19 protein-coding genes are annotated in these 23,350 nt (G+C 62.4%); 11 read left to right on the top strand and 8 right to left on the bottom strand.

The features are described from left to right. Window positions 1-226 precede the first annotated feature (226 nt). From AC0GUR_RS13805 to AC0GUR_RS13790, 4 genes are all read left to right on the top strand, one after another. Window positions 227-1,876 (top strand): Na/Pi cotransporter family protein, encoded by a 1,650-nt coding sequence (locus AC0GUR_RS13805; RefSeq protein ID WP_472878067.1) that lies wholly within the window; start codon window positions 227-229, stop codon window positions 1,874-1,876. Window positions 1,877-2,161: 285 nt separating this feature from the next. Further along, entirely contained in the window at window positions 2,162-3,277 is a 1,116-nt protein-coding gene (locus AC0GUR_RS13800) for an efflux RND transporter periplasmic adaptor subunit (protein ID WP_472878066.1), read from the top strand. After that, window positions 3,270-6,371: an efflux RND transporter permease subunit gene (locus AC0GUR_RS13795; RefSeq protein WP_472878065.1), complete on the top strand. Its 3,102-nt coding sequence runs from the start codon at window positions 3,270-3,272 to the stop codon at window positions 6,369-6,371. The genes AC0GUR_RS13800 and AC0GUR_RS13795 overlap by 8 nt, the downstream gene beginning before the upstream one ends. A gap of 2 nt (window positions 6,372-6,373) precedes the next feature. After that, window positions 6,374-7,903, top strand: a complete 1,530-nt coding sequence (locus AC0GUR_RS13790) for an efflux transporter outer membrane subunit (RefSeq protein WP_472878064.1) — start codon at window positions 6,374-6,376, stop codon at window positions 7,901-7,903. A 532-nt stretch (window positions 7,904-8,435) separates the two neighbouring features. Here the strand turns inward: AC0GUR_RS13790 and AC0GUR_RS13785 are convergent. Together AC0GUR_RS13785 and dnaG are read right to left on the bottom strand one after the other, a co-directional pair. Further along, window positions 8,436-9,062: a DedA family protein gene (locus tag AC0GUR_RS13785; RefSeq protein WP_472878063.1), complete on the bottom strand. Its 627-nt coding sequence runs from the start codon at window positions 9,060-9,062 to the stop codon at window positions 8,436-8,438. Window positions 9,063-9,284: 222 nt separating this feature from the next. Continuing rightward, entirely contained in the window at window positions 9,285-11,075 is a 1,791-nt protein-coding gene (dnaG, locus tag AC0GUR_RS13780; protein ID WP_472878062.1) for a DNA primase, read from the bottom strand. A gap of 160 nt (window positions 11,076-11,235) precedes the next feature. Here dnaG and AC0GUR_RS13775 point away from each other — a divergent pair, with 160 nt between their 5' ends. After that, entirely contained in the window at window positions 11,236-11,892 is a 657-nt protein-coding gene (locus AC0GUR_RS13775; protein WP_472878061.1) for a GNAT family N-acetyltransferase, read from the top strand. Window positions 11,893-11,959: 67 nt separating this feature from the next. Here AC0GUR_RS13775 and AC0GUR_RS13770 read toward each other — a convergent pair whose 3' ends face one another. Continuing rightward, window positions 11,960-12,406, bottom strand: coding sequence for a GatB/YqeY domain-containing protein (locus AC0GUR_RS13770; protein ID WP_472878060.1), 447 nt, complete (start codon window positions 12,404-12,406; stop codon window positions 11,960-11,962). Between the two features lie 168 nt (window positions 12,407-12,574). After that, window positions 12,575-12,790, bottom strand: coding sequence for a 30S ribosomal protein S21 (rpsU, locus tag AC0GUR_RS13765; protein ID WP_014404075.1), 216 nt, complete (start codon window positions 12,788-12,790; stop codon window positions 12,575-12,577). A gap of 105 nt (window positions 12,791-12,895) precedes the next feature. Here rpsU and tsaD point away from each other — a divergent pair, with 105 nt between their 5' ends. Then, window positions 12,896-13,939: a tRNA (adenosine(37)-N6)-threonylcarbamoyltransferase complex transferase subunit TsaD gene (gene tsaD / locus AC0GUR_RS13760; RefSeq protein ID WP_472878059.1), complete on the top strand. Its 1,044-nt coding sequence runs from the start codon at window positions 12,896-12,898 to the stop codon at window positions 13,937-13,939. Between the two features lie 137 nt (window positions 13,940-14,076). Here the strand turns inward: tsaD and AC0GUR_RS13755 are convergent, their stop codons facing one another. Continuing rightward, on the bottom strand, window positions 14,077-14,832 hold the full coding sequence (locus tag AC0GUR_RS13755; protein ID WP_472878058.1) for a hypothetical protein: 756 nt from the start codon (window positions 14,830-14,832) through the stop codon (window positions 14,077-14,079). Window positions 14,833-15,046: 214 nt separating this feature from the next. On the opposite strand from AC0GUR_RS13755, the gene folB reads away from it, so the two are divergent. From folB to AC0GUR_RS13740, 3 genes are all read left to right on the top strand, one after another. Next, window positions 15,047-15,406, top strand: coding sequence for a dihydroneopterin aldolase (gene folB / locus AC0GUR_RS13750; protein WP_472878057.1), 360 nt, complete (start codon window positions 15,047-15,049; stop codon window positions 15,404-15,406). A 10-nt stretch (window positions 15,407-15,416) separates the two neighbouring features. Continuing rightward, window positions 15,417-15,899 (top strand): 2-amino-4-hydroxy-6-hydroxymethyldihydropteridine diphosphokinase, encoded by a 483-nt coding sequence (folK, locus tag AC0GUR_RS13745; protein ID WP_472878056.1) that lies wholly within the window; start codon window positions 15,417-15,419, stop codon window positions 15,897-15,899. A 185-nt stretch (window positions 15,900-16,084) separates the two neighbouring features. After that, window positions 16,085-16,942, top strand: a complete 858-nt coding sequence (locus AC0GUR_RS13740) for a DUF6159 family protein (protein WP_472878055.1) — start codon at window positions 16,085-16,087, stop codon at window positions 16,940-16,942. A 46-nt stretch (window positions 16,943-16,988) separates the two neighbouring features. On the opposite strand, the gene AC0GUR_RS13735 is transcribed toward AC0GUR_RS13740, so the two are convergent. Together AC0GUR_RS13735 and AC0GUR_RS13730 are read right to left on the bottom strand one after the other, a co-directional pair. Then, entirely contained in the window at window positions 16,989-17,735 is a 747-nt protein-coding gene (locus tag AC0GUR_RS13735) for a pteridine reductase (protein WP_472878054.1), read from the bottom strand. 58 nt (window positions 17,736-17,793) lie between these two features. Beyond that, window positions 17,794-18,420, bottom strand: coding sequence for a hypothetical protein (locus tag AC0GUR_RS13730; protein WP_472878053.1), 627 nt, complete (start codon window positions 18,418-18,420; stop codon window positions 17,794-17,796). 391 nt (window positions 18,421-18,811) lie between these two features. Here AC0GUR_RS13730 and AC0GUR_RS13725 point away from each other — a divergent pair, with 391 nt between their 5' ends. Next, window positions 18,812-19,735 carry a transporter gene (locus tag AC0GUR_RS13725; protein WP_472878052.1) on the top strand — a complete coding sequence of 308 codons (924 nt, stop codon included), beginning with the start codon at window positions 18,812-18,814 and terminating at the stop codon, window positions 19,733-19,735. Between the two features lie 64 nt (window positions 19,736-19,799). Here AC0GUR_RS13725 and AC0GUR_RS13720 read toward each other — a convergent pair whose 3' ends face one another. Continuing rightward, complete coding sequence (locus tag AC0GUR_RS13720; protein ID WP_472878051.1) at window positions 19,800-20,363, bottom strand: OmpA/MotB family protein; 564 nt, start codon at window positions 20,361-20,363, stop codon at window positions 19,800-19,802. Between the two features lie 694 nt (window positions 20,364-21,057). On the opposite strand from AC0GUR_RS13720, the gene AC0GUR_RS13715 reads away from it, so the two are divergent. Continuing rightward, window positions 21,058-23,259 carry a TonB-dependent receptor gene (locus AC0GUR_RS13715; RefSeq protein ID WP_472878050.1) on the top strand — a complete coding sequence of 734 codons (2,202 nt, stop codon included), beginning with the start codon at window positions 21,058-21,060 and terminating at the stop codon, window positions 23,257-23,259. Window positions 23,260-23,350 lie beyond the last annotated feature (91 nt).

Below are 23,350 nucleotides of genomic sequence, written 5' to 3'. Positions count from 1 at the left end.
AAGCTGGTCATCCAGTTGCATGAGGAATCGGTCGTCGCGAGGCTTCGCGCACAACAACTCAGATGTGCGATTCCGCGACTATCAAATAGTTCGGTTACTGGATGACCAGCTTCGCTGTTGTGAAGCACCTCCGGCCTGCGCCGGAATGACGGCAAATATGCGGCGTGGTCGCAAGCTATAAGCCATTGACCCTTTTGCGTAACGTTTCAACCAGGGAGGTCTTGCCATGAAAGGCACCTTCGCTCTACTCGACATTGCCGGCTACGTCGCCCTGCTGCTGTGGGGCACGCATATGGTCACCAGTGGCGTGCTGCGTGGCTATGGCAGCGCTTTGCGTCGCTGGATGGGTCGCTATCTTGGCCGGCGTCCGGCGGCGCTGTGCTTCGGCGTGTGCATCACTGCCATTCTCCAAAGCAGCACAGCCACCGGCCTGATGGCTACGTCGTTCGCTGCCAGCGGATTCCTTGGGCTCGCCCCAGGGCTTGCGGTGATGCTCGGCGCCAACGTGGGTACCACGCTGATCGTGCAGGTGATGTCGTTCGACATCTCCATTGTCGCGCCCGTGCTGATCCTGATCGGCTTCACCATCCATCGCCGCAGCGATGATGTGCGCTACGAGAACATTGGTCGCGTGTCGATCGGTCTGGGTCTGATGTTGCTGGCCCTGCATCTGCTGGTGGGTGCGATGGCGCCGGTGGAAAACGCGCAGGTGTTGCGCGCGATCCTGCAGAGCCTGGCCAGCGAACCGGTGCTGGCCATGCTGGTGGCGGCCTTGCTGACCTGGGCCTGCCATTCCAGCGTCGCGGTGGTATTGCTGATCTCGTCGCTGGCCACGGCCGGCGTGGTGGACGCACCCGGTGCGCTCGCTCTCGTGCTTGGCGCCAACCTTGGCAGCACCATTCCTGCGCTGATGGAAGCGCATTCGCCGGTGGCGCGTCGCCTGCCCATGGGTAATCTGATGGTGCGCGCGTTTGGCTGTATCGTCTGTCTGCCGCTGCTGCCGATGATTGCGCATTGGCTGGTGCCACTGGGCGATACGCCTGCACGCATCGCCGTGAACTTCCACACCGCTTTCAATCTTGCCTTGGCGACGATCTTCATCTTGCCGCTGGAGAGTCTGGCGCGCTTGCTGGTCCGCCTGCTACCAGAGCCGCCCAAGCCCAATGACCCTGGCGTGCCGCAGTATCTGGACGAAGGTGCGCTTGATTCCGCCAACGTGGCGTTGGCCAACGCGGCGCGTGAATCCATGCGCATGGCCGATATGGTGGAGGGCATGCTCAAGGGTCTGGTCGAGGTGTTCGGCAAGGACGATCGCGCCCGCGCTACGGCCATCGGACGCATGGATTCTTCGCTCGATAAGCTTGGCCTGGCGATCCGCGAATATCTGGCCGACCTCGGTGGCGAAGCGCTCAACGAGGAAGACGGTGAGCGCAGCCAGGAGATTCTTGCCTTCGTGATCAATATCGAACACATCGGTGATATCACCGCCAACAACCTGATGGAATTCGCTGCCAAGAAGGCGCAGAGCGGGCAGGACTTCTCCGCCGACGACATCGAGGATCTGGCGGCCATGCATACCCAGGTGATGGAGAGCCTGCGGCTGGCCCTCACGGTGTTTCTGCGCGGCGACCTGCGCGCGGCGCAGCAATTGATGGCGCGAAAGGAAACGCTGCGGAAGCTTGAGAATGAGGCCTCCGAACGACACATCAAGGCACTGCGCGAGCGTCGCGATGGTGGCGGCGGTGGCGATGTCTACCTGCGCATCCTTCGTGATCTCAAGCGCATCCATTCGCATCTGGCGGCCCTGGCCTATCTGCCGCTGGAGCGTGCCGGACTGCTGCAGGACCGCCTTGTTCGCGAGCCTGCGACGACCTGACGTAAGCCAGGTCAATTACCGTAGCAAATCTGTAAAGGAGCAAGAGCAAATTGGATCCGGACCCATCTACTGAAACCGAATCTTCTTGCTGACCGCACCACCCCCGTTTTAGCGATTGCTCGGTCCTGAGCGATCCCCGAACGCGGCGGCCGGTGACGGTCAGGCCGCGGGCGGGTCATGCGCTGCAACCACTGAGCGGGTTGCGCGATTTCCCCTTCGCATCAAGCGTCCTGTGGCCAGCTGGCTACAGCGAGCGCACGCATGCCACTTTTTAGGGGAAATCCCATGTCGTATCGTTTGACTCAATTGTGTCTTGCCATGGCCATCGCCGTGTCGTTGCCTGCTTGTTCTTCCAAGCAGGCCGATGACCAGTCTGTCGGGCCGGCTTTCGTGAACGAGCATGGCGTGTTGCACGTGCCCGAGAAGTCACCGCTGCGCAAGGAGCTGGTGATTGCGCCGGTGGATATGCGCGAGTCGCCACACGCGATGCTGTTCCCTGGCACGGTCGAGGCCGACCCTGCGCGCACCGCCAATGTGGTGGCGCCGCTCACTGGCCGCGTCGCCGAATTGAAGGTGGGGCTGGGCGACCACGTGACGCGCAATCAATTGCTGGCCATCATCGATTCGGGTGACATGGCCCAGGCCTACAGCGACGTGTCCAAGGCCGGCGATGCACTGGCGCTTGCCAAGAAGCAGCTTGAACGCGCCAAGGGCGTGCAGCAGGCAGGCGGTAACGCAGTGAAGGACCTGGAGTCGGCCCAGAGCGCCTACAACCAGGCGCAGGCGGAAATGGATCGCGCCCAGACGCGCCTGCATTCGCTGACCGCAGCAGGTGTGTCGAGCGTCGGCCGCAGCATCCAGGTGACTGCGCCGGTGAGCGGTTACGTCACCACGCTGGCAACCTCACAGGGCGCCTTCGCCAATGACGCTACCGCCGTGCTGATGACCATATCCGACCTGAGCACGGTGTGGATCACCGCCAATGTGGCCGAAGCCGATGCGGGCCAGATCGCGAAGGGGCAGGGCATGGAAGCCACGCTCGATGCGTTCCCGGACCAGGTCTTTCACGGTCAGGTGAGTTTTGTAAGTCAGGTGCTGCAGCCGGATACGCGTCGCGCCATGGTGCGCGCCACCTTTGCCAATGCCGATGGGCATCTGAAGCCGAACATGTTTGCCAGGGCCAGCATCAGCGTGCCGCAGCCGGCACAGGTGTTTGTGCCGGAGTCCGCGCTGCTGATGAACAACGACAACACCTCGGTGTTTGTCGAAGTGTCGCCGTGGACGTTTGAGCGTCGCACCGTCGACCTCAGCTACGACGAGCGCGCCGGTGCGCGCGTGATGAAAGGCCTGAAAGCGGGTGATCGCGTGGTCGTGAAGGGCGGAGTCCTGCTCAATGATTAACGCGATCTTTCATTTTTGCTTCCAGAAGCGAATGCTTTTCATCGTGGTATCGATTCTGGTGTTGTGCTTCGGCTACTACTCGTGGACTCAGCTGGCGATTGAGGCGTATCCCGAACTGAGTGATGTCACCGCGCAGGTCACCACGCAGGTGCCGGGTCTTGCCGCGGAAGAAATCGAACAACAGATCACTATTCCGCTGGAGCGCGGCTTGGCGGGTACGCCGGGCCTGGTGAGCATGCGCTCGAGCAGCACGTTCGGCCTGTCGCTGATCACGCTCGTTTTCAAAGATGGCGCGGAGGACTACTGGTCCCGTCAGCGCGTGATGGAGCGCATCAGTCAGGTCACCCTGCCGCCGGGCATCACGCCTGGCCTCGATCCGGTATCAGGTCCGGCCGGTGAGATCTATCGCTACACGCTCGAATCCACCAGCAAGAACCTGATGGAGCTGTCGGAGATCCAGCGTTGGGTGGTGGTGCCTGCGTTGCAGCGCGTTCCTGGTGTGGCCAACGTGGATATCTTTGGTGGCTTCACTAAGGAGTTCCGCCTGGAGCTCGATCCGAACAAGCTGCTGAAGTACGGAGTCAGCGTCAATCAGGTGTCTACTGCGATTTCGTCAAACACCGCCAATGCTGGCGGTGGCCGCATTACGCGCGGCGAGCAGTCTTATATTGTGCGCGGCGTCGGCATGGTGCATACGCTCAAGGATCTCGGTGATGTCGTCGTGACCGAGAGCAACGGCGTGCCTGTGTTCGTGCGCGATCTAGGCAAGCTGCAATACGGTCATCAGGTGCGCGAGGGCATTCTCGGCAAGGACAACAACCCCGACACCATCGAGGGCATTGTCGATCTGCTGAAGTACGAAAATCCCTCGCGTGTGCTGGAAGGCGTGCATGCCACGGTCGATGAGCTCAACAAGCAGCTCGCCGCGCAGGATGTGCGCATCGTGCCCTACATCGACCGTGATGACCTTGTCGAAGCAACCAAGGAAAAAGTCTTCCACACCGTGATGGAAGGTGTGGGCCTGGTCTGTATCGTACTGATCCTCTTCCTGGGCAGCCCTCGCTCGGCGATGGTGGCGGCCGTGGCGATTCCGATGTCGCTGGTCACGGTGTTTATCCTGATGCAGTTAACGCACATGCCAGCGAACCTGTTCTCGCTGGGTGCGATCGACTTTGGCGTGATCGTGGACGGTACCATCGTGGTGACCGAGGCGATTCTTCGTCGTCGCGAAGAAAAGCCCGATGCCGTGCTCACCGAAGACGACGTGATGACGGTGACCAAGCACGTAGGTCGTTCGATTTTCTTTGCCACGCTGATCATCATCACTGCCTACCTGCCGCTGTTTGCCTTTGAGCACGCTGAGGGCAAGCTGTTTCGCCCGATGGCGTTTACGGTGGGCTATGCGTTGCTTGCGGCGTTGTTGTGCACCGTCACGCTTACGCCGGGCCTCGCGTACATCGCGTTGCGCAAGCCGCGCAAGATCTTTCACAACAAACCGCTGGAGCGACTGCAGGCCGCGTATACAGCGACGCTGGGCAAGTTGTTGGGCAAGCTCCCGGTGGTCTACACCGTGGCGGGTGTAGCGCTGGTGGGTGTACTGGCGCTGGGCGCAACCATTGGGCGGGAGTTTCTGCCCGAGCTGGACGAAGGTACCTTGTGGCTGCAGGTCCAGATGCCTACTGGGCTCTCGCTGGATAAGGCGAGCGAGATGACGGCAGATCTGCGTCGCGCTGTACGCGAGTTTCCGGAAGTGTCCCACGTAGTCACCCAGATGGGTCGCAACGACACCGGCACCGATCCGTGGACGCCCTCTCACGTGGAGGCCGGCGTGGGTCTGAAGCCGTACGACCAGTGGCCTAACCGCGAAAGCAAGGCGGAGTTCATCCGACGTTTCAATGCGCGCATGCAGCAGATTCCTGGCATCACCGTAGGCATCAGTCAGCCCATCGTCGACGGCGAGAACGACATGATTGGCGGCGCGCACAGCCCGCTGGTGCTGCGCATCTACGGCGATGACCTCAATGAGCTGCGCCGCATCGGTGGGCAGATCGTGGGCGTGCTGCGTGGCGTACGTGGCACGGCGGATGCGTCGATCTTCCAGGAGCCGCCGATTCCACAGGTGTCCATCGTGGCCGATCGTGAGGCGGCTGCGCGCTATGGCATCAACGTGGCGGACATCAGCGGCCTGATCCAGACCGCTATCGGTGGCGCGCCGATTACCCAGGTGTTCGTGGGCGATCGCATCTACAACGTCACGGCGCGTGTCTCCAATGAAGTGGCCAACAGCGTGGAAGCCGTCGGCGAATTGCCGCTGACGTCGGCGACCGGCGCACAGGTGCCGCTGAAGCAGGTGGCGTCGATCACGCTGAAGAGTGGCGAGAGCACCATTGCGCACGAACACAGCAAGCGTCAGATCACCATTCGCGTCGACAACCGTGATCGCGCGCTGTCGGAGTATCTCGCCGATGCACAGAAACAGATCGATGCGAAAGTGAAGTTCGATTCACACAACTACCAGCTTGAGTGGGCGGGTACGTTCGAGAATCAGCAGCGCGCCCAGGCCCGTTTGATCGTGGTGATGGGCATGGTGCTGGCCATCATGGCCGTGCTGCTGTTCATGGAGTTCGGCAAGTTGCATCAGGCGGCGCTGGTGCTGGGCGTGGTGCCGCTCGCCACGGTGGGTGGCCTGATCTCGCTGCATTTGCGCAACGAAACGTTGAACATCGCCACTGCAGTGGGCTTCATTGCGCTATTCGGCGTGGCCGTGCAGAACGGCATCATCATGGTGTCCAACATCAACCGTGTGCGTAAGGAAGGGCTGGCGCTGAGGGATGCCGTGATTCAGGGCGCCATGGAACGCTTCCGCCCTGTATTGATGACCGCCACCGTGGCCAGCGTGGGCATGTTGCCCGCCGCACTTGCCACCGGCATCGGCACCGACGTGCAGCGTGGTCTGGCGACCGTGGTCGTCGGCGGCCTGCCCATCGCCACGCTGCTGACCCTGTTCGTATTGCCGGGTCTCTACTTTGCTGTCGAGCGCTATATCGAGCGCCGCCAGCATCAGCATCAACCGCATCCGTCGCGGGAGCTCTGACCATGACTAACGTGATCCGTTCTTGTTCTTCTCTGCGCGCCGCCATTCGGGTGGCGCTGACGCTGGCCCTTGGTGTGGCGCTGACTGGCTGTGTCGTCGGCCCTGATTACAAGCGTCCGGAGGCACCAGACGCCAAGAGCTATGCACCGACGGCGATGCCGAACAGTACCGAAGCCGCTACAGGTAAAAGTGGTGAAGCGCAGCAGTTGGTGCAGTCGATGGATATTCCCGGTCAGTGGTGGACGCTGTTCCACTCCGAGCCCTTGAATGCCCTGATCGACGATGCGCTCAAGCACAACGCCGACGTGGAAGCCGCACATGCCGGTCTCAAGGTCGCGTGGGAAGCCGTGTACGCGCAGCGTGGCGCGTACTTCCCTCAGGTCAACGCCAGCGTGAGCCCCACACGTCAGGACATCGCCAAGGATCTGGCGAGCCCGGCTGCATCGGGCGCTTCCTTGTACAACCTCACCACAGCACAGGTCAGCGTGTCGTACGTGCTCGACATCTGGGGTGGCAACCGTCGCCAAGTGGAATCGCTGGCGGCACAGGCCAATGCGCAACGCTTTGAGCTGGAGGCGACCTATCTCACGCTCACCAGCAATCTGGTGAATGCCGCGATTACCGAGGCATCCACGCGCGCACAGATCGACACCACGCAGCAGATCATCGACGCGCAGACCAAGATCCTTGCCACCTTGCAGCGGCAGCATGCGCTGGGCGACGTCTCCGATGCGGGCGTGGCCGCGCAAGTGACCGCGCTGGAGCAGAGCAAAGCCACGCTGCCGCCGCTGGAAAAGCAGCTGGCGCAACAGCGCGACCTGCTGGCGGCGCTGACCGGCCGTACGCCGGATCAGGAGATCGGCGCGCAATTCACGCTGGACGCCTTGCAGCTGCCCACCGATTTGCCCGTGAGCCTTCCCGCCCAACTGGTCGAACAGCGCCCCGACGTGCGGGCGGCAGAGGAGCAGCTGCACTCGGCGAGTGCGGACGTAGGCGTGGCCATTGCAAACCGTTTGCCCAACGTGCAGATCGACGCAGCGTTTGGTCGCGCCTCGGAGAAAGCGAACCAGCTGTTCAGTGCCGGCAGCGGTTTTTGGAACCTCGGCGCCACCCTGTCACAGCCGCTGTTTGACGGCGGCACGTTGAAGCACAAGCAGCGCGGTGCCGAAGCGGCGTACAAACAGGCTGCAGCGCAGTACCGCAGCACCGTTATCCAGGCGGTGCAGAACGTGGCGGACACGCTGCATGCGATCGACGCCGATGCGCGGACCCTGATGGCGACGGAGCGTGCCGAGCGTGCGGCGGCGAAGAGCCTCGATATCGCCAAGCATCAGCTGGCTCTGGGTGATATCAGTGAAAGCGCCATGCTCAATGCGCAGTTGGCGTGGCAGCAGACGGCGATAGCGTTAGTGCAGGCCAGGGCGGAGCGATACTCCGACACTGTGGCGTTGTTCCAGGCACTGGGTGGCGGCTGGTGGCATCGTGATGATGTGCCGGAGATGGCGGCTGAGAAGTCGGGGAAGAAGAGCTGAGGCGGCTGCATGTTTCAGCTCACTGTCATTCCGGGGCGTGCTGAGATAACAGTTCTTCTGAGGTGTTGGGGCTAGGGTGGCCCTTCACTCCAGCCCTCTCCTCGGGAGGGGAGAGGGAGCTGTGAGGCGCGCCGAGGATCTCCTCGCAGCAACCCTCTGCTTAAAGCCCTCTTCGCTAAGGTGCGTTGCGGTGTAGCGGTACCGCGTGTCGGGCGGTCGTGACGATCCGGGCTTCACAGCGGGCAAGGCTCGTATTAATCACGGCGCCACGGCGACCCCGCTCTTGAGGCCGTTTTCTTTGGGTTACTTTTCTTTTGGGCCAGCAAAAGAAAAGTGACTCGAGCGCCGGCAGGGGATCGAAACGCCCGCCGCGTAGGCGGCACGCTGGCGGTATCGCTGAACCAGGGACAAGAGCAAAGAACAAAGTCACTGGATGACCAGCCATTCGGCTGTTGAAAAGCGCCTCCCGCTTTCGCGGGGATGACGGTGAGGGTGGATGTGTCGTTAGGGAGGTGGCGAGGTTCCTGCGCAATCAGCGCGAACTCGACTCACACGCCACGCGCCGCTTATGCCGCCACCACAACACCAACACCGCGACAAGAACCGCTCCCCCAAGCAACCACACCCCGTTCTGCCCGCGACGAATCCACATCGCCAGCCACTCGTGGTTGTCTGCACCGAAGTAACCCAAATACACCCAGATCGGCACACTGATCAGCGCCGCCAACCCATCGAGCAAAAAAAAGCGCAGAAACGACACACGATGCGTCGAACCCGCGGTAATGAAAACAGCCGTGCGCATACCAGGCAGGAAGCGCGCGATAAACATCAGGCGATTACCGTAGCGCTCAAACTTCTCCTGCACCTTGGCATATCGATCCGGCGTGAGGACACGCGCCACGAAGCGCAACTTGAGAATGCGGGCGCCGAAGTGGTGGCCAAGCAGGAACATGCCAGAATCGCCCACCAGCACGCCCGCCATACCCACGGCAAACATGTTGTGCACGTTGGCATAGCCAAGGCCAGCGATCACGCCACCAGCGACCAGGGTGATGTCTTCAGGCAAGGGGATGCCCGCGCCGCACAGCAACAACGCGATGAACACCGCGAGATAGCCGTGTTCGGCAAACAGGGTCACCAGTTTTTCAAGCAGTTCCATCTACGTCCTTGCCCTGGTGGACGACCCATGCATTACAAGTGGGGCCGATGATCCCATAGGAAGACGACACTACGCTTGCCGCAGCGCAGGGTGTGATCTTCCTCCCCCTCCCCAGGAGTGGGCTGGGTGAAGGGGCAATCTTGCGGGGTGGGTGGTTAGAAGCTTGTTCTTTTGCGCCCATCGCGAGCGCTCGCCCCGTTAGCCCGCAGGTGCGTAAGCGTGTCAGCCGGCCTCAGCCGGCGGGGCGACGCGCGCCGCCAGCAGCTCGCGCAGCTCCGCTTTCTCCGCACTGTTCAGTGTGCCCTCGCGGCTCTTGGCGGTCAGCAAATCGCGCCGCTGCACGGTGGCCTGATGCTCCATGCGCTTGAGCGCGTCGAAGAACTCCGCGCGCTGTGTTTCTGGTTCGCCAACCACCATCGCGGCCATCAATTTCTGCAGCGCGGGATATTCCGAACGCTCGGCAAAGTGCTCGACGAGCATGGCGGGATTGATGCCGGGGCGCGAGCGCGCCATGTCGATCAGCTCGGCCAACAACTCCACACCGGGCTTGTCGAGACGAAGGAAGCCGTAAGGGCGCTCCACCTGATCGGCCACGCCCGGTTGTGCCAGTAGCAACGCGATAGCGCTGCGCACCAGCGAGCGCTGCACCACGATGGGTCGTTGCACCGTGCGTCGCGCCGAAGGATCGGCCTCGAGTACGGCACGAGCGCCCGTGCGTTTCTCCAACTCCTGCGCCATCAGGTCGCGGAATGCGCCATCCGGCAATTTGGCGATCAGTGGTCGTGCGCGCTCGGCAAGACGTGCGCGGCCATCGAGGCTCGCGGTATCCACGTCGTGTGCGAGTTCGCTGAAGAAGTATTCCGACAATGGCGTTGCCGCTTTCAGACGCTTCTCGAAACCCTCCTTGCCTTCCTTGCGGATCAGAGTGTCCGGGTCCTCGCCGTCGGGCAGGAACAGGAAGTACGCCTGACGGCCATCACGCAATCGCGGCAGCGCCGATTCCAGCGCTTTCCATGCTGCTGCGCGACCAGCGCGATCGCCGTCAAAACAGAACACCACATCAGGCGCTGCGCGGAACAATACTTCGGTGTGCTCCGGCGTCGTCGCCGTGCCCAGCGTCGCCACCGCAATCGGCAGGCCCGCCTGATGCATGGCGATTACGTCCATATAGCCCTCGACCACTACGATGCGCTGCAGGCTCGGGTTGGCCTGTTTCACCTGCCACAGCGCGAACAGTTCGCGGCCTTTGTGGAACAGCGGCGTTTCGGGTGAGTTGAGGTACTTAGGGCCCGGCTCTTTTTGAGGAGTGCGGGCAGGGATGCCCGCTTCTTGACCTTCGCGCGCAGGAGGCGCGCTGGAAATAATGCGGCCGCCGAAGGCGATCACGCGCCCGCGGCGATCCAGGATCGGAAACATCAGGCGCTCGCGGAAGCGGTCGTAGCGATGGCCGCGCTCATTGCTCGCGACCATGCCGGCTTCGTTGAGCAACTGCATGCGGCGGTCACTGCCGCCCAGCGCCTTGATCACGCCATCGAATCCAGCCGGCGCCCAGCCGATGCGGAAGCGCTGGATGGTCTGCGCATCCAGTCCGCGCTTCTTGCAGTACGCCTGAGCCTCGGGGTTGCGCGGCAGCTCCTTCTCGTACCAGCCGGCGGCTGCGTCGAGCAGTGCGTAGAGATCGGTCTTGTCCTCGCGCGGGCGATCGTCGCCGCCCTCGCGCGGCACGGTCAGGCCGACCGATTGCGCCAGTTCTTCCACCGCATCGGGGAATTCGAGGCGCTCGTAATCCATCAGGAACTTCAGCGCACTGCCGTGGGCGCCGCAACCAAAGCAGTGGAAGAACTGCTTGGCCGGGCTGACGTAAAACGAGGGCGTGCGCTCGTTGTGGAACGGGCAGCAGGCGGTCCACTCGCGGCCGGCCTTCTTCAACGGCACGCGCCGCTCGATCACGTCGACGATGTCAACGCGGGCAAGCAGTTCGTCAATGAAAGTGTCAGGGATGCGTCCGCGCATAAGCAGCTTAGTTTAGGGCCTGCCCATGCGTTGCGCGTAGCCTGTGTTTAGGGTTCGTGGCCGCGTAGCCCCCCAGGGCGGGCCGGTGTTGCCACTGCGCGTGGTGAAAAGCTTGCCCTATGCTGGTCCCGGGGAAGCCGTTGGGCTTGGGGTGGCAAACATGGGGAATATCGTCGAAACGGCAAGGCCGGGCGTGCAGGTGCGTTTTCGTCCTGCGGCACCCGAAGACGCATCCGCTGCCGTGCCTTTGATCTATAGCTCGGGCCCGGCGGCGTTCGACTATGTATTTGCTACCCGCGACGGTGGCGATGCGCAGGGGTTCCTGCGTTACTGTTTTGTCGATGGCGCGGGCGAGTTTGGCTGGCGCAATCATTGGGTGGGCGTGTCGGGCGATCGCGTGGTGGCGGTAGGCGCGGGTTACGGGGCGGACACCAAGTGGCCGTTTACGCTGGCGGCGGCTCGGCAGATCCTGAGTCATTACGGCCTGGGGCGGGGCCCCGGTGTGATTTCGCGCGGTTTGCGCGTCGAGTCGGTGATCCGACCGCCGGCTGGCGACATGTATTACCTCGCACACCTGGCCGTAGCGCCGGAACTGCGCGGGCAGGGCATGGGTCGTGCGTTGATCGAGCAGCTGTTAAGCACGGCCCGTGCGGCGGGGCGGCAGCGGGTGGTGCTGGACGTAGCAGCTTCCAATCCACGTGCCGAGGCCTTGTATCGCCGTGTCGGTTTTCTGGTGGTCGGTGAGCGCAAATCGCGCCTCGGCAACGCGCTGGGCAAGGTGGCCGATCACCGGCGCATGGAACGATTAATCGATTGATCTGGCGGCATGGCAGCCGTCGTAGCAAGCGGGCCGGCAGGCGGCCCGTCGAATGCCTTGGCCGGGCTCAGCCGGCCAGGCGGGCCTTGATGCGACCGGATACCACGCCCATGTCGGCGCGGCCGGCGGCCTTTTCCTTCACGGCGGCGACTACCTTCCCCATGTCGCGGGCCGAGCTGGCGCCCGTCTCGGCGATGGCGGCGGCGATCAGCGCGTCGATTTCCTCGTCGCTGAGCTTGGCCGGCAGGTAGGCCTCGATGATCTTCATCTCGGCGCGTTCCACGTCAGCCAGGTCCTGGCGGTTGGCTGCCTCGTACTGGGTGATGGAGTCCTTGCGCTGCTTGACCATCTTCTCCAGCACGGCCAGGGTCTGGACGTCGTCGAGCTCGATGCGCTCATCCACTTCGCGCTGCTTGACCGCGGCCAGGATCAGTCGGATGACGCCCAGGCGGTTCTTTTCGCCGCCACGCATGGCGGTCTTCATGTCGTCGGTAAGCTGCTGTTTCAGGGTCATGGACTCATTTCCTTGGAAGCACACAAAGCCGGCGTTGCGCAGGGCAACGCCGGCTAGTGTAGGTCTACTGACTTAGCGGCAGCGGATGGACGCGCCAGCTGCCAGGCTACCTGATTCGACGCCCGGGGGCGCCGGAGCCTCAAACCGTCCGCAGAGCGGACGAAGGGCTCAGTACAGGCGCGTGCGACGCGAGGTGTCGCGCGAGAGACGACGCAGGTGACGCTTCACGGCTGCTGCACGCTTGCGCTTACGCTCCTGGGTCGGCTTTTCGTAGAACTCGCGCTTGCGGGTCTCGGCCAGGACGCCGGCCTTTTCGCAGGTGCGCTTGAAGCGACGGAGGGCAAGCTCGAACGGCTCGTTCTCGCGGACTTTTACGCTGGGCATGGAAACTCCAAGTGGTAGACTGGCTCGCCTGAACGGGCCGTTTGAATACGGTGAGCCGCGAAGTATAACGTGGAAACGACAGCAATTTCAAAGCCCCAGATTGACATGCCGGCAAATAAGCCGGTGCTGGGCATCGAGACCTCCTGTGACGAAACCGGCGTGGCCCTGCTGCGCTGGGAGCCTGGCGCGCCTGGTGGCGGCCTGCTTTCACACACTCTCTACAGCCAGATCAAGCTGCACGCCGAGTACGGCGGGGTGGTGCCGGAGCTGGCCAGCCGCGATCACGTGCGCAAACTGCTGCCGCTGGTGCGCGAGGCGCTGGCCCAGGCGGGCCTGACCCCGGCCGATCTCGGTGGCGTGGCCTATACCGCCGGCCCCGGTCTGGTCGGGGCCCTGTTGGTGGGCGCTTCGGCCGCCCGGGCCATGGCCTGGGCTCTGGGCGTGCCGGCCATCGGCGTCCATCACATGGAAGGGCATCTGCTGGCCCCGCTGCTGGAAGACGATCCGCCGGAGCCGCCGTTCGTGGCCCTGCTGGTATCGGGCGGCCACTCCATGCTGGTGGAAGTGAAGGGCATCGGCGAATACAAGATTCTCGGCGACACGCTGGACGACGCCGCCGGCGAGGCCTTCGACAAGACCGCCAAGCTGATGGGCCTGCCCTATCCCGGTGGTCCGGCGCTGGCGAAGCTGGCGGAGCAGGGACGTCCCGGCGTGTTCCGTTTCTCGCGCCCGATGACCGATCGGCCCGGCCTCGATTTCAGCTTCTCGGGACTCAAGACCCAGGTGTTGCTGGCCTGGCAGCAATCGGATCAGACCGAGCAGACGCGCGCTGATGTTGCACGCGCTTTCGAGGAAGCCATTGTCGACACCATGATCATCAAGTGCCGTCGTGCCTTGCAGGCCAGCGGTGCCAAGCGACTGGTGATTGCCGGTGGCGTGGGTGCCAACAGGCATCTGCGTGCGGAGCTGGCGGCGGCCGGCGCGAAGGACGGCTTCAAGGTGTACTTCCCGCGCCTGGCCTTCTGCACCGACAACGGAGCCATGATCGCTTTGGCTGGCGCCATCCGTCTCGCCCACGGCCAGCATCAGGACGAATCGGTGCAGGTGTTCCCGCGCTGGGATCTGGAGAGCCTGCCGCCCGCGATGTGATCGCCGCGGCAGTGTTGTAGGAGCGCACTTGTGCGCGACCGCAGCGCTTCGTCGTACCGTAATGCACGGCTGTCGCGCACAAGTGCGCTCCTACAAGAGAACGAGCCACCCCGCCTTGTGCGCGGTGGCTCGCTGTATCAATTGGCCTTGTCGCCCATGCCGTTGAGCTGGCGGGTGTTCTGCTCGATGCGGCCGAAGGTCAGCAGCTGAAGCACCAGGATCAGCAGCAGCAACGGGCCGCCGACGCGCGCCAGTGAGCGCCATGCGCCTTCCTGCTTTTCCTTGAAGGTCTTGTAGCCGTCGTCCTTCGAGTCGCTGTTATCGGCCTGCTGGGTGAACTCCGTGTCGTACTGGTCGATGACGTCGTTCACGATGGCCATGGGTGTGACCTCTTCGGACCACTCATCGTCCTTCTTCGTCGCCGGCTTGGTCAGCAGTGCTTCGATCTTGGTATCGGCGAGCGTGTGCTCCAGCGCATCGGCCAGGCCGTTGGCGTAGGCGGCCTTCAACGTGGTGTTGTCCTGATACGCGACCTTGTCGTGAATGGACGAGATCAGGCTGTCGACATCGGCATCATCCTTGGTCACATCGTGCTTGGTCGCAAACGCCACAATGGTCTTGCTCATGCGGTCGTAGGCGGCGCGGTTCGGATCATTGGCGCTGATCGGATCGGCAGCGTTGCCGGTCTGGCTGGCCACCACGCGCTTGACCAGGTCGTCATGGGCCACTTTCGGCGGCGTCTGCTGCGCGGCTTCGGCTTTCGGCTCGATGGCGGTGGCGCGCTGCCAGTTGATCAGGGCGGCCCCGGCTACGACGAGCAGCGTCAGCGTAAGCAGTGCGGTAAGCAGGCGGATGAGGCTGCCATAGAGGCTTTCGAGTTTTTGCAGAAACATCGTGTGATTTCCTTATACGTGTCGCGACAGGGGGCAGTGCCCCATCACGGCACGCCAGTGGCGTCCGTGAGTCGCTTGTTTTCACAGGGTGACAGGGCGGCACCGGCAGGTGCGCAGCGCGTGCGTCGATCCATCGCTACAATGGCGCACGCTAAGACAAGTGTAGGTTGCCCAAGCCCACCTGTCTTCAACCTTGTTACAGGTGTCTTCACCCATGGATATCGTCTTCATCGAAGACCTGCGCATCGATGCCGTCATTGGCATCTACGACTGGGAGCGCCGCGTGCGCCAGACCCTGTCGTTCGACATCGAGATGGCATTTGACAACACCGTGCCTGCGGCCAGTGACGACATTGCGCTTACGCTCAATTACAAAGATGTCTCCAAGCGGCTGATCGACTACGTGAGTGCGTCCAGCTTCGGCCTGGTGGAGACGCTGGCGGAGCGCTGCGCAGCGATCATTCGCGAAGAATTCGGTGTGTCGTGGGTTCGCCTGAAGCTGTCCAAGCCGGGTGCCGTGCGTGGTGCGAAGGCCGTGGGTGTGCGCATTGAGCGCGGCATCCGCCCGCAGTGATGGGTTGACGATGGCGCGTGTCTATCTGAGCCTCGGCTCCAATCTTGAGCCTCATCGCTATCTGCGTGCCGCCCTGCAGGAACTTGGCGTGCGATTCGGCGTGTTGGCGGTGTCGCCGGCTTATCGCAGCAAGTCGGTGGGGTTCGATGGTGCGGATTTCGTGAATCTTGCCGTCGGACTGGATACCGATCTTTCACCGGAAGCGCTCAACGAGTGGCTGCATGCGCTGGAAGACCGTCACGGCCGCCGCCGCGATGTGCCGCGGTTTTCCGATCGCACCCTGGACGTGGACATCGTGCTGTACGACGACCTGGTGCGGCATGGCGAGGGGCACCTGGATATTCCGCGCAAGGAACTCCGGCACGCCTTTGTGCTCAAGCCGATCGCCGATATCGCGCCGCAGCTGGTGCATCCGGTAAGCGGGCAGACCATGGCGGCGCTGTGGTCGGCATTTCCAGTTGAAAGCGAACCGCTTGAGTTGGAGCCGCTCTGAGTTGAGGCTGCCAAAGATAGAAAGCGAATCGCAGAAAACGAAGCGTCATTCCCGCGAAAGCGGGAATGACGGTAGTAGGAAGCGTTTGAACAATTTCGTGCAGGCTCTCGAATCTGCGAAGACGGCTCCACTGCGGCGCTTCGCTTAGGTGCGAGATAAATTCATCATCACAGGGAGGCAGGTGTATGTCAGGTCGGTTTTCACGTAGTTGGAGTTTGATGAAGGCCAGCGCGGAAGTGCTGCGCTCGGACAAGTCGCTGCTGATGTTCCCGCTGGTATCCGGCGTGTGCTGTCTGCTGGTGGCCGCGAGCTTTCTTATCCCCATCGGGCTTGCGTTTGCCGGCTCCGGGGCGGCAGGTGAGACGGGCGAGCGAGCGTTATCGGCGGGCGGATACGTTGCGCTGTTCCTGTTCTATCTCGTGCAGTACTTCGTGATCATCTTCTTCAACACAGCGCTGGCCGGTGCGGCGTTGATGCGCCTTCGCGGTGAATCCACCAGCTTCGGCGAGGGCATGGCTATCGCCCGCTCGCGCATCGTGAGCATCTTCGGCTACGCATTGATCGCGGCCACCGTGGGCCTGGTGTTGCGCGCGTTGCAGGAGCGCCTGGGCCTGATCGGCAAGCTGGTGGCCGGTTTCCTTGGTCTCGCGTGGACCGTGGCCACGTTCCTGGTGGTGCCGGTGCTGGCCAGCCAGGAGGTAGGCCCCACGGATGCGATCAAGCGTAGTGTGGATCTGCTCAAGCGCACCTGGGGCGAGAACATCATCGGCAACGCGGGTATCGGCGTGGTGTTCGGCCTGCTGATGTTCCTGGCCATCCTGGTGTCGGCAGGGCTGATCATGGGTGCTTTCGCCATGCAGTCGATTGCCGCGGTGGTCATCGCGTTTGCGGTGGTGGCTATCGGCATTACCTTGCTGGGCCTGATCCAGGCATCGCTGCAGGGTATCTATGCGGCGGCGCTCTATCGCTACGCCGAAGAAGGTCAGGTGGGTTACGGCTTCGATCAGGCAATGCTCGAGCAGGCCTTCAAGCCAAAGAAGTAATCGAGTGACACGTGGCCGGGCGCTTGCTTGGCGCCCGGCCCAGTGGTCAGACGGAAAGCGTCCGTCCGCCGTCCACGCGGATGATCTGTCCCGTCACGAACGGGGCGTCACGAAGCAACCAAAGCACGGCGCCGGCGACGTCTTCAGGCGAGCCTGCTCGCTGCAGTGGCGTGCGGGCCAGCATGGCCTGCTGATCGTCGTAAGGCTTGCCGTCGCTGGGCCACATCACCGCGCCCGGGGCCACGCCGTTCACGCGTACATCCGGACCCAAGTCCAGTGCGAGCGATCGCGTCATCGCGGCCAACGCGGCTTTCGCCATGCCATATAACGGGTGGTTGGCGAGCGGGCGCTCGGCATAGATATCCACCAGATTGACGATGGCGCCGCGCGCTTCGCGCAGCGCGGGTAACGCGGCCTGCGCCAGGAAGAACGGCGCCTGCGCATTCGATGCGAACAGCTCGTTCCACTGTGCGAGCGTGGCGGTGCCGACTGGCGTGGGATAGAACGCGGAGGCGTTATTAACCAGCGCATCCAGTCGGCCAAAACGCGACCGTACGCGTTGGACGAGGTCGGGCAGGGCCTCAATATCCGCCAGTTCGCCCTGCACCGTATAAGTGCTGCCATCGCGCTGACGTTCCAGCGATGCGGCCAGCAACTCGGTTTCGGCCGAGGAATGGCGATAGTGCAGCGCGAGATCGTAACCCGCCGCATGCAGCGTGCGGGCGATCACCGCGCCCACGCGCTTGCCTGCGCCGGTGATCAGGACAACGGGGCGCTCGTGGCGTGGACTCATGCGCGGACTCCTGCGTGACGCGACGGGATGGTGAGCTTGCCGCAAAGCAAGCGCAGCGTCATCCGGCAGCGGGGTCGGATGGTGTGGTGTCGGTTTCGATGGTGGCGTTGAACATGGCGATGGCCGTGCGCCCCACTTGTGCGGTGTCGTAGTACGCGTAGGTGCCCACGCCCACCGCGCCGACTACTGGCAGCCAGCGCGAGATGCCGCCACCGATCGCGCGCTGCGTCACCTTGACGCCTACAGTCTTGGCGATGCGCTCAATCACCGAATAAGTGGCCCGACGGAAAAACAGGCGGTCGCCCACGCGCACCACCAGATCGCGAAAGGCCTGCGCGGCCGTGTGGCGGAACAAACACCACAGCATCTGTTCGCGGCCCAGCTCGGGGTGCTTGCCATACGCGGCGGCGATGTCGGCAACCATCTGCGCCTGGATCTTCCAGATGGCGATCAGCTCCGGCAGCACCGTCAGCCAGCCTAGCGGCCCAGGTGGCAACGCCAGCGTGCTGGCGGTGAGTGCGGCACGCTGGGACGCGCGGGTAGCAATCCGGCGCGCCTCGCTCTCTGGCGTCTTGCTGCCGGGCACCACGCTATCCGGGATCTGGCTGACGAAATCCAGGATGGCCTGGGTCACCCGGCTGTGGTCGGTGATGATGGCCGGTAGCTGGGAAGAGGGCTTGGACATGGAGCTAGGCTCTGTGGGTGCAAGGCCGCCAGTCTAGGCCTGTCGAGTGAAAGCCTGCTGACCCCGCGTAAGACAAGGCCTGACACAGGGTTCTGCCGGACGGGGCGGCATGGGTCAACGCTGGTGTACGCATGCATGTTGATTCGCATGCCATGCCAATCATGCCGCTCCAAGGGGTGAGGTGCGCCGATGACTCACCGCATGAGTGGAGAGCGCGGGAAGCTTGCAACGGCGACGTGTCCAAACGGAAATCGCTCGCGCTCAATGGACTCATGCCATGGTCACTGACGAGGCCAGCTCTGAGTTATCTTCAAGTCCAGGTGACAAAGCGTGCTGTATCTGAAAGCGTGCTGTATCCGGATGTGTGCTTTCACATGGGATTGATTCGACCATGAAACGCATACCAGGTTTCCGTACTTTGCTTCAGGCGGGGATATGCTGGATATCGCTTCATTCGGCCGCTGCGTGGGCTCAGGAATTAGAGCCGCGAACCTATTCGTCATCGCCGGTCGGCACGAACTTCATCGTTGCTTCCTATACGCACCTCTCGGGTGATGTGCTGACGGATCCCTCGCTGCCCGTCACTAACGTCAGAGCACAAATTGATACCGCAGTACTGGGCTACGTCCGCACGTTCGGGATCGCTGACCATGGTGCGTCTCTGGGTATTGCCATTCCAGGCGTGAGCGGAAACCTTAGCGGCACAGTGATTGACGCTCCGCGTGACATTCACCGATCTGGCTTGGGTGATGCGCGATTGCGACTCGCCTTCAACCTGATGGGCGATTCCGCGCTATCCCGCGAGGAGTTTGCGAATCGAACGCCGACCACGTCGATCGGCGTGAGCTTGACTGTATCGGCACCGACCGGGCGATACGACCCTGCTCAACTCGTGAACATTGGCACCAACCGCTGGTCATTCAAACCGGAGATTGGTATCGCGCGGCCGATGGGCAAGTGGTTCATGGAAGCTTCGGGCGGTGTCTGGCTATTCACCACGAATCACGACTTCTTCCATGGAAACGAGCGAAGCCAGGATCCGTTAGTTGTTTTGCAACTGCATGGGGGCTACACGTTTGCGCCCGGACTCTGGGTGGCGGCCACCATCGGCCATGCTCATGGCGGCGCAACCAGCAAGAACGGTGTCGCCGACGACAATGAGGTTTCCAATACACGCTATGCCGTCACCCTGGCGGTTCCGATGTCGAAGGCGTGGTCTGCAAAATTTGCGCTATCGAACGGATGGATCACTCGCGTTGGCGGCGACTATTTCGGATGCTCTTTAGCCATCCAATATCGCTGGTTTGATCGCTAAGGCAACAAGGCGAGGGGCGGAGTACGGTTTCCTCGGACATGTACTCTGCCCCAACGCCTCAACGTCAGTTGCCAGGATTCGCGATGGTCAGCTCCACGCGGCGATTCTGTGCCTTTCCCTCGGCTGTGTCGTTGGAAGCCACCGGACTCTCCTCACCGAAGCCGTGCGCCGAGACCATGTCCGGCCTGACGCCCTGCGAAATCATGAACTGCATGACGTTATCGGCGCGCTTCTGCGACAGGATCATGTTGGTGGTGACGCCCTGTTTGGCCAGCACAGGGCCTATCGGCGTGGTGTCCGTGTAGCCATTGACGTTGATCTTGTTCTTTTGATGCGGCGCAAGGATGGCTGCAACCTTGGCAATGGTGGTCTTGGCTTCAGGAGACATTTCCCAGCCGCCCGAGGGGAACAGCAATTGGCTGTTGACCGAGACCTTGATTGCGTTCTGCATCCGGTCGATGTGCATGTCGCGGGAAGCGACCTCGGAGCCCATCTGTTGGTTGAGTTGCTGGTATTGCGCTTCCAGCTCAGCGTTCCTTTGCTGTGACTCATTGTATTTCTGCTGCGAAACGCATCCCCCCATCAGCACCGCCATGCCTAATACGCACAGGATCGAAGACTTCATCATTGGAGTTCCCCTCTTGTCGAGAAGTTGTGCGAATCGATGTCTGTTCCTTCAGAAAGAAGTGCCATCCCTCGTTTTGATCTTCGCGAACAGGCTGTGAATAAAGCAAAAAGGAAAGCCCGGAATCGCTTCGCCGGCAACGCGGCGCGTTGCGTAAATCTACGTAACGCATATCCGTAAATTTGCTGCGGTGACGCCAGCGAGAGTTGGCGAATGGTTGTCGTGAGCACACCGGGCGCCTGGGACCATGCTGGTGGCGACGGGATGGCGGCGCGTCATCGCCACATGGCGGGCGTGGCGATACCGACTGCTCGTACGCGCATGGATGGGTCGGCACTGAACCATTCTTTTAGGGTGCGGCACTCATTCGGCGGGTCACCGAACGGGCAAAGGCGCGCTGTCTTGGTCCTCCCCGTGTCGAGCTCCTGCCGCGCCAGAGCCAGATCGGTTACGCGAGTTGGGTGGCCCCTGGCAAGAACGAGCGACGGCCCCGGGAAACGGTTGCCGCGGTGGCGCAGCGGCTTCACGGCGCGCCCGGGCGCCGGCGCGAGCCCTGGGGCTTGTTCAGCCACCCAGACGATTCCGTTCTGTCCCATGGCATGACCGGGCATGACTTTTGGGGCAGGCAAGCGTTGGGCTAGAATGGCAATGTTATAACGTATCGAAAATAGCCACTGCCGCCCCTCCCGGAAGCCCGATGAAACGTACCTTGCTAGCCTTGAGTCTCGCCGTTGCGCTGGGCGCCGTTGCGCCTGCGGCGTTTGCCCAGACCAGCCCGAATGCCGATACCAGCAGCGCTACCCCCGGCGATGCAAGTAGCAATGGGGCCGGCTCGAGCGCCGCCAACCGCAACAAGCCGGCCAAAGTGAAGGAGCTTGGCGCGGTGGATGTCACTGCGGCGCTCGACCAGTCGCGCAATGCGTTGTCGCCGGACACCGGCAGCAGCCAGTACGTGATCGACCAGAAATCCATCCAGCAAATGGCACTGGGTGATTCCACCCCCCTCAATCAGGTGATTCTGCAGGCGCCTGGAGTCGTACAGGACTCGTTCGGTCAGCTGCATGTGCGTGGCGACCACGCCAACCTCCAGTACCGCATCAATGGCGTCATCATTCCCGAGGCGATCTCGGGTTTTGGCCAGTCGTTGGATGCTCGCACCATTCAGAGTGTGAGCCTGCTCGATGGCGCACTGCCAGCGCAGTACGGCTTGCGTACCGCCGCCGTGGTGGACATCACCACCAAGAGCCCGCGCGACCTGGGTAACGGCGGCAGCGTTGGCATCATGGGGGGCTCGTTCGGCACGCTGAATCCCAATGCATCGCTGTGGGGTACCAGTGGCCGTTGGAGCTGGTACGTCACCGCCAATTACTTTGAAAGTGACGTTGGGATCGAGAACCCTACGGCAAGCCGCACGCCGATCCACGATCACACCAATCAAGTGAAGGGCTTCGGCGACCTGTCGTATCTGATCAACGACGACACCCGTATCACTTTCATGTTCGGTGCGACTAACAATCGCTTCCAGATCCCCAACAACCCGAACCAGACACCGCAGTTCCAGTATCTGGACCGCACGGCATTCGACTCGGCCGATCTCAATGAGCGTCAGCGGGAAAAACTGACCTTCGGCGTGCTGTCGCTGCAGGGCAAGCTGGGCAAGACCGACTACCAGGTGGCCCTGGGCCAGCGCTACACGCATGTCGGCTTTACGCCGGACGATGTCGGCGACCTGATGTTCAACGGCATCGCCTCCACCATTGGCCGCACCAACCGCGCCAGCACGCTGCAGGCGGATTTCTCCACGCCGCTGGGCCAGAGCCACACGCTGCGTTACGGTCTGTACGGTGAATTCGAGCGCGGCAACACCAGCAACAACTCGCTGGTGTTTCCGGCCAATGCCGATGGCACCCAGGCCAGCACCACGCCGATCAACATCTACGACGCCAACCAGCTGCTGGCGCGCACCTGGTCCGCTTACGTGCAGGACGAGTGGAGCATCGGCGACAAGTGGACGCTCAACTACGGTGTGCGCGGCGACCACTATGAGCTGTTCCGCACAGAAAGCCAGCTGAGCCCGCGTCTGGGTGTGGTGTACCAGGCCACCGACAGCACCACCATCCATGCGGGCTATGCGCGTTACTTCACGCCGCCTGCGACCGAAGTGATCGACGACGCCAACATTGCACGCTTCAATGGCACCACGGGCGAGTTGCCCAGTGGCGGCAATAACACGCCATTGACCGAGCGTTCCAACTATTACGACATTGGCATCCAGCAGCAGGTCGGCTCCACGCTCACTCTGGGCGTCGATGCGTACTACCGTGACGTCCGCCGTCTACAAGACGAAGGCCAGTTCGGCACGGCGCTGATTTTCTCCAACTTCAATTACGCCAGGGGCCGCATCCATGGCGTGGAGTTCACTGCCAGCTACGAGAACGGCCCCATCTCGGCCTACTTCAACGCAGCGATCAGCCGCGCCATGGGCAAGGACATCATCACGGGTCAGTACAACTTCGGGCAGGAAGAACTCAGTTACATCCAGAACAACTACATCCATCTGGACCATGACCAGAAGCTTGCCTCGTCGGGCGGCATCACCTATGCCTTCAACCCGACTACGCGGGTCGGCATGGACTACCTCTTCGGCAGCGGCCTGCGCGAAGCCGCGCCGGGCGTGCCGAATGGCGCATCGTTGCCGTACTACTTCCAGATGAACGCCAACGTGGCGCATGACTTCAACTTCGATAGCCTCGGCCTGGTGAAGACACGACTGTCCGTCATTAACCTGTTCGACCGTAGCTACCAATTGCGCAGCGGTACCGGCGTGGGCGTCGGCGCGCCGCAGTACGGCCCGCGTCGTGGCGTCTACCTGAGTCTGCAGAAAGACTTCAGTTTCTAAGGTCAGCTGGGCCCGGTTCCGCCATAGTCTTCCTCCCCCCTACGCGAGGCTATGGCGGGGCTTGGGTTATCCTTCGCAGGTTTCCTGGCAG

Source organism: Dyella sp. PARNA 12/25 (genome assembly GCF_055702865.1).
Note: the sequence above shows the minus strand (reverse complement) of the source record. Positions and strands in the feature narration are given on the sequence as shown.

What these genes read in the sequence shown, in the direction of transcription:
- AC0GUR_RS13805 (WP_472878067.1), top strand. Translation starts at nt 227, where the DNA reads ATGAAAGGCACCTTCGCTCTACTCGACATTGCCGGCTACGTCGCCCTG.
- tsaD (WP_472878059.1), top strand. Translation starts at nt 12,896, where the DNA reads ATGCCGGCAAATAAGCCGGTGCTGGGCATCGAGACCTCCTGTGACGAA.
- AC0GUR_RS13715 (WP_472878050.1), top strand. Translation starts at nt 21,058, where the DNA reads ATGAAACGTACCTTGCTAGCCTTGAGTCTCGCCGTTGCGCTGGGCGCC.
- rpsU (WP_014404075.1), bottom strand. Translation starts at nt 12,790, where the DNA reads ATGCCCAGCGTAAAAGTCCGCGAGAACGAGCCGTTCGAGCTTGCCCTC.
- AC0GUR_RS13785 (WP_472878063.1), bottom strand. Translation starts at nt 9,062, where the DNA reads ATGGAACTGCTTGAAAAACTGGTGACCCTGTTTGCCGAACACGGCTAT.
- dnaG (WP_472878062.1), bottom strand. Translation starts at nt 11,075, where the DNA reads ATGCGCGGACGCATCCCTGACACTTTCATTGACGAACTGCTTGCCCGC.
- AC0GUR_RS13800 (WP_472878066.1), top strand. Translation starts at nt 2,162, where the DNA reads ATGTCGTATCGTTTGACTCAATTGTGTCTTGCCATGGCCATCGCCGTG.
- AC0GUR_RS13725 (WP_472878052.1), top strand. Translation starts at nt 18,812, where the DNA reads ATGAAACGCATACCAGGTTTCCGTACTTTGCTTCAGGCGGGGATATGC.
- AC0GUR_RS13740 (WP_472878055.1), top strand. Translation starts at nt 16,085, where the DNA reads ATGTCAGGTCGGTTTTCACGTAGTTGGAGTTTGATGAAGGCCAGCGCG.
- AC0GUR_RS13775 (WP_472878061.1), top strand. Translation starts at nt 11,236, where the DNA reads ATGGGGAATATCGTCGAAACGGCAAGGCCGGGCGTGCAGGTGCGTTTT.
- folB (WP_472878057.1), top strand. Translation starts at nt 15,047, where the DNA reads ATGGATATCGTCTTCATCGAAGACCTGCGCATCGATGCCGTCATTGGC.
- folK (WP_472878056.1), top strand. Translation starts at nt 15,417, where the DNA reads ATGGCGCGTGTCTATCTGAGCCTCGGCTCCAATCTTGAGCCTCATCGC.
- AC0GUR_RS13735 (WP_472878054.1), bottom strand. Translation starts at nt 17,735, where the DNA reads ATGAGTCCACGCCACGAGCGCCCCGTTGTCCTGATCACCGGCGCAGGC.
- AC0GUR_RS13755 (WP_472878058.1), bottom strand. Translation starts at nt 14,832, where the DNA reads ATGTTTCTGCAAAAACTCGAAAGCCTCTATGGCAGCCTCATCCGCCTG.
- AC0GUR_RS13730 (WP_472878053.1), bottom strand. Translation starts at nt 18,420, where the DNA reads ATGTCCAAGCCCTCTTCCCAGCTACCGGCCATCATCACCGACCACAGC.
- AC0GUR_RS13795 (WP_472878065.1), top strand. Translation starts at nt 3,270, where the DNA reads ATGATTAACGCGATCTTTCATTTTTGCTTCCAGAAGCGAATGCTTTTC.
- AC0GUR_RS13720 (WP_472878051.1), bottom strand. Translation starts at nt 20,363, where the DNA reads ATGATGAAGTCTTCGATCCTGTGCGTATTAGGCATGGCGGTGCTGATG.
- AC0GUR_RS13770 (WP_472878060.1), bottom strand. Translation starts at nt 12,406, where the DNA reads ATGACCCTGAAACAGCAGCTTACCGACGACATGAAGACCGCCATGCGT.
- AC0GUR_RS13790 (WP_472878064.1), top strand. Translation starts at nt 6,374, where the DNA reads ATGACTAACGTGATCCGTTCTTGTTCTTCTCTGCGCGCCGCCATTCGG.